General features: G+C 56.1%; 4 protein-coding genes. All 4 read right to left on the reverse strand.

From position 1 onward, the window contains the following. Window positions 1–168: 168 nt before the first annotated feature. Window positions 169–609, reverse strand: a complete 441-nt coding sequence (locus tag GXP52_03335; protein ID NOY86319.1) for a 4Fe-4S dicluster domain-containing protein — start codon at window positions 607–609, stop codon at window positions 169–171. Further along, window positions 572–1,990: a trimethylamine methyltransferase gene (locus tag GXP52_03340; protein ID NOY86320.1), complete on the reverse strand. Its 1,419-nt coding sequence runs from the start codon at window positions 1,988–1,990 to the stop codon at window positions 572–574. The genes GXP52_03335 and GXP52_03340 overlap by 38 nt, the downstream gene beginning before the upstream one ends. Before the next feature lie 71 nt (window positions 1,991–2,061). Continuing rightward, the gene (locus GXP52_03345) at window positions 2,062–3,261 is read right to left on the reverse strand and encodes an FAD-binding oxidoreductase (protein ID NOY86321.1); all 1,200 of its coding nucleotides are present in this window, start codon (window positions 3,259–3,261) and stop codon (window positions 2,062–2,064) included. 26 nt (window positions 3,262–3,287) lie between these two features. Beyond that, window positions 3,288–4,025: MurR/RpiR family transcriptional regulator (locus tag GXP52_03350; protein NOY86322.1), on the reverse strand; the 738-nt coding region annotated here is incomplete at its 5' end.

Here is a 4,025-nt window from a genome sequence, read left to right on the forward strand (position 1 = left end):
GGCCCGAAAGGATCTGCTCCCCGGGGCATTTCGTTCCAGAGCAAACGCGCCACAAAACCCCGGCCGCCGATGTAGTCTTCGGCCAAACCGACCGGCAGGGCTTCCCTCGTGACCTGACCGGTACCCAGGTCGACTCTAAGGATGGTCCCGGCGTATCCGAATAACATCTCAGGCACCTCCTTCCATGACCAGTGCCCCCCTGGGGCAGATTTCAACGCAGGCCCCACAAAGGGTGCATTTAAATGGCGAGTCCAAACTCGGGTGCTCGTGCATAACGCTGTGGGGACATGCCTCGACACAGACCCCGCAGCCGGTGCAATCATCAGGATCTATAGAGTAAATCCCGTCCTCAAGGTAAATCGCATCTTCCGGACATGCCTCCGTACACTCCCCGCATTGATCGCAGAGACGGATCCGGTAGTCCCCCGGTGCCGGGAATCGGCCTTCAATATCCAGGGCGGATTTGGCAGGGTTCATTTCCCTGAAATTGGCAAGAGCACATGCCAATTCGCATGCCCTGCATCCGGAACATCTTTCGTGGATTGCTCTGAGTTCCAATATCACTCCCCTTTCAGCCTTTGCGTCCTGCCACGAATTTCGCCAGGTCATGCTCGATCGCAGGATCCATATCGGGTTTTTCGTAACCATCCAGCCGTCGTGCCAGGCCCTCTGTAGCCTCCTGGTCGAGCCGCTTTTTCCCTGCCCCTTTCCAGGAGTCGTAACTCTGCCGCTTGATCAGGTCGGGAACGAAGAACTCGGTCCGGCATAGCTGAAACGTCTTCGGCTGGGTCAGGTACTGACCCCCGATCCCCACATCCTTGATCATGGGCAAATCAATTGCCTCATCGCTCATGTCAATGGGTTTGTGCATCTTTTTGACCATGCCGCAAAGCTCCTCGTCGGCCAGGAATTTTTCGAAACTCATCTCCACGAAGGACCCCAGGATACCGCAGGCGTGGAGCACAAAATTTATCCCGCTTCTGATGGCGGTCAGGAGAGACATGGCCGATTCCATGCCCGCCTGGATATCCGGGAAATGGGCATCGGTCAGGGCCCCGCCGCTCCGGGAGGGCAGGTTATAAAACCTCGCCATCTGGGCCGTCGCGGAAACAAGCATCGCGTTTTCCACCGCGCCTATGGCAAGGGCCCCCGTCTTCATATCGATGGGACAGGAAGTGGCGCCGTAGATGTAAGGTATACCCGGACGTACCAATTGGGCCAGGGTGAGCCCGGCCAGGACCTCGGCGTTCTGAAGCGCCAGCACACCGGCAAGGGTCACCGGCCCGGAAGAGCCGGCCATGACCAGGCTGGCGTCCAGGATGGGCTGGCCTGCACGGGCGAATTCAATTAATGAGCCGGCCATTTCCTCCGAGTACTGGAGGGGGGCGATAACACTGATGATGGGCAGCATGACCGGGTGTTCAGCGATCTCCTCCTTCCCTCCAAACACGATCGCTGCCATTTCAACCGCATCCACTGCAGCCTGCCGCGTGACAGGGCTCCCCATGAAAGGACGGTCACAGAGCGTGAGACTCGAGAACATCATGTCAAGATAGGCAGTTTCCGTGGGCACGTCCGATGGCTCCGCCATAAGAAATCCATTCATATCCAGGTACTTGGAGGATTGCACAAGCTTGCAAAAATTATTGTAGTCATCAAGGGTTCCGAGTCGCTGTTCCCCTTCCGGGGTGATGATGAACGGTGCCCCATAGCCGGGAACGAGCACAAAATCATTCTCTCCGATCCAGACAGAACGGTCCGGATTGCGGCCGGTCAGATGAAAGCGTGACGGAGCGTTTTCAAGGGCCATTGTCACCATTTTTTCTTCGAGAAAAACCACATCACCCTTGACCTTTGCCCCGTGATTTTTGAATATCTCAAGGGCTTCCGGTTCGTGAAAGGCTACCCCTACATCCCTCAGGATCTCCATTGCAGAATCGTGAATCCGGGTCATTTCTTCGTTCGTAAATGCCTGCATTCGATCAAACATAATTAATTACCTCGCTTCTGTCAGTCTAGACTTCGTCAAATGGTTGAGTCGCCGAGTTGTTGAATAGGCGACTAGTGTCCGCTCAAAAAGCTGCTGCTCTCCTGAACGATACCTTCCTCGTACCGGCTTAGGCGTAAGGGATTGTCTTTGTTGTCCATGTTTCCGGTGATCAGATCGACCGTCCGTTTTCCCGCCATGGGCGAAACCATTACCCCGATCCAGTAGCCGCAGTTGAGATAAAAGCCTGGGACATCATCAACGGGTCCGATCAGGGGTTGGTTGTCCGGCGTGTACACATATTGCCCCGCAGAGACATTGATATCCTTCTTCTTGAGGTTCTCTGCCACTTGCTCGAAAAAAGGGGTCAACCGACAGACCTTGTCCAGGCAAATGGCCGGGAAATCCCAGTCGCCAAGGGGATTTTCCATGGGTTCGGTCACCGGTTCATCAGGGTCCACCCAGCCCAGCAAGGCACCTCCTGATTCCGGCCGCCAGTAGGACCCGTTGATGAGATCCACAGTAAAAGGTGCCTCCGGGGGAACGGCCGGGGAAGCTATGAAGACCTTCTGCCGTCTGACCGGTTCCAGGGGTAAATCCAGACCCACCATACGGCCGATCACCCCGGCAAAGGGGCCTGCCGCATTGACAACAACGCGTGTTGAAATGTGGCCCCGGGTAGTTTCCACTCCACAGACGCCTTTTTCATCCATGAGAACATCTGTTGCCTTGGTCTTCACAAAAAACCTGGCAGAACTCCCTTTTGCAAACCCCTGGGTTACCTCATGGCAGGATAGCCATCCGTCCCGCTGGCGGAATGTGCCCCCGACCACTTTTGGAGACACAAACGGAAATCGCGAGCGGACCTGTTCCCCGATCAGGACCTCTGAGTCGGTGACCCCCAGCTTGTGATGCTGTGTTACAGCAGCCTCAAGATCAGGTATCATGGCCTCATCGTCCGTGATAAAAAGGTACCCCTGCTGATGCAGACCGATATCCCAGCCCGGCAGGCCGACATTTTCGGCAAAATGTTCAAAAAATTCTATGCTCTCCCTGGCTAAAGGTGCCAGCGCCGGCTCGGTGAACTGGGCCCGAAAGCATTCGGCTGAAGCCGCTGTGGTGAGCGTGGAAAGCCCGTCCCTTGTCTCCACAAGAATGGTATCCAGGCCGGCCTTTGACAGCCAGAAGGCCGTAGCTGTGCCAACGATCCCCCCGCCGATGATCACCGCATCGGCGGTTCGGTCTTTGGCTTCAGGAACGAATATCTTGCGCATTTGTTCACTCCTTTTTCAGTGAGAGATTATCCGGGGACGAGACCGTCCAGGTTGAAGAGGACATCATTCTCCCGGTACGTCTGCTCCAGCTTTTCCTGGTGGGGCTTTACCCCATCTCCTTCACGGGCAATCATTTCTGCAGTGAGACAGTTAATAAGGCAGGCCATCAGGCTGGGACTTCCTATAACAGGAAAATGAAGGCAACGGACCACGATATGCAGGTCTGCGAACTGGTTGACCGGACAGGTTGCACTGTCGGAGACCACAAGGAGCTTCTGGTCCAGACGCCGGACCAGCCGGGCCAGCCGGATCAGTTCGTTGGGGTACCGGGAAGTGGCAAAGATGACAACGAGGGTGTCCCTGGGGGCAATGGTCAGCCAATCAATGGACGTGGAATCGCTCCCCCGCAGAATATGGACATGTCCCCTGATTTTTGTCAGGGACCAGCCAAGATAATAGGCGAAGGTGTAGCTCAGCCGCGAGCCAATGACGTAGATCCGACGGCTTTCAACGAGGAGACGGGCCGCACTGCTGATGGTTTCGAAATCAGCGTTCTCGTAAAACTCCTTGAGGTTCGCGATTTCTTCCTCGACCACCCGGAACATCCTTTCCGCGGCCGCCCCGTTCACCCTGGTCAGGGCCACCCGGTCAATCAGCGTCAACTGGGTATCCACCAATTCACGGAGATCCTGAATGAAATCCGGATACCCCTTATACCCGAGCCGATCCACAAACCTGACCACGGTGGCCTCGCTGACCCCGGC

It is taken from the genome of Deltaproteobacteria bacterium (assembly GCA_013151915.1).
Taxonomy (GTDB): Bacteria; BMS3Abin14; BMS3Abin14; order BMS3Abin14; family BMS3Abin14; genus BMS3ABIN14.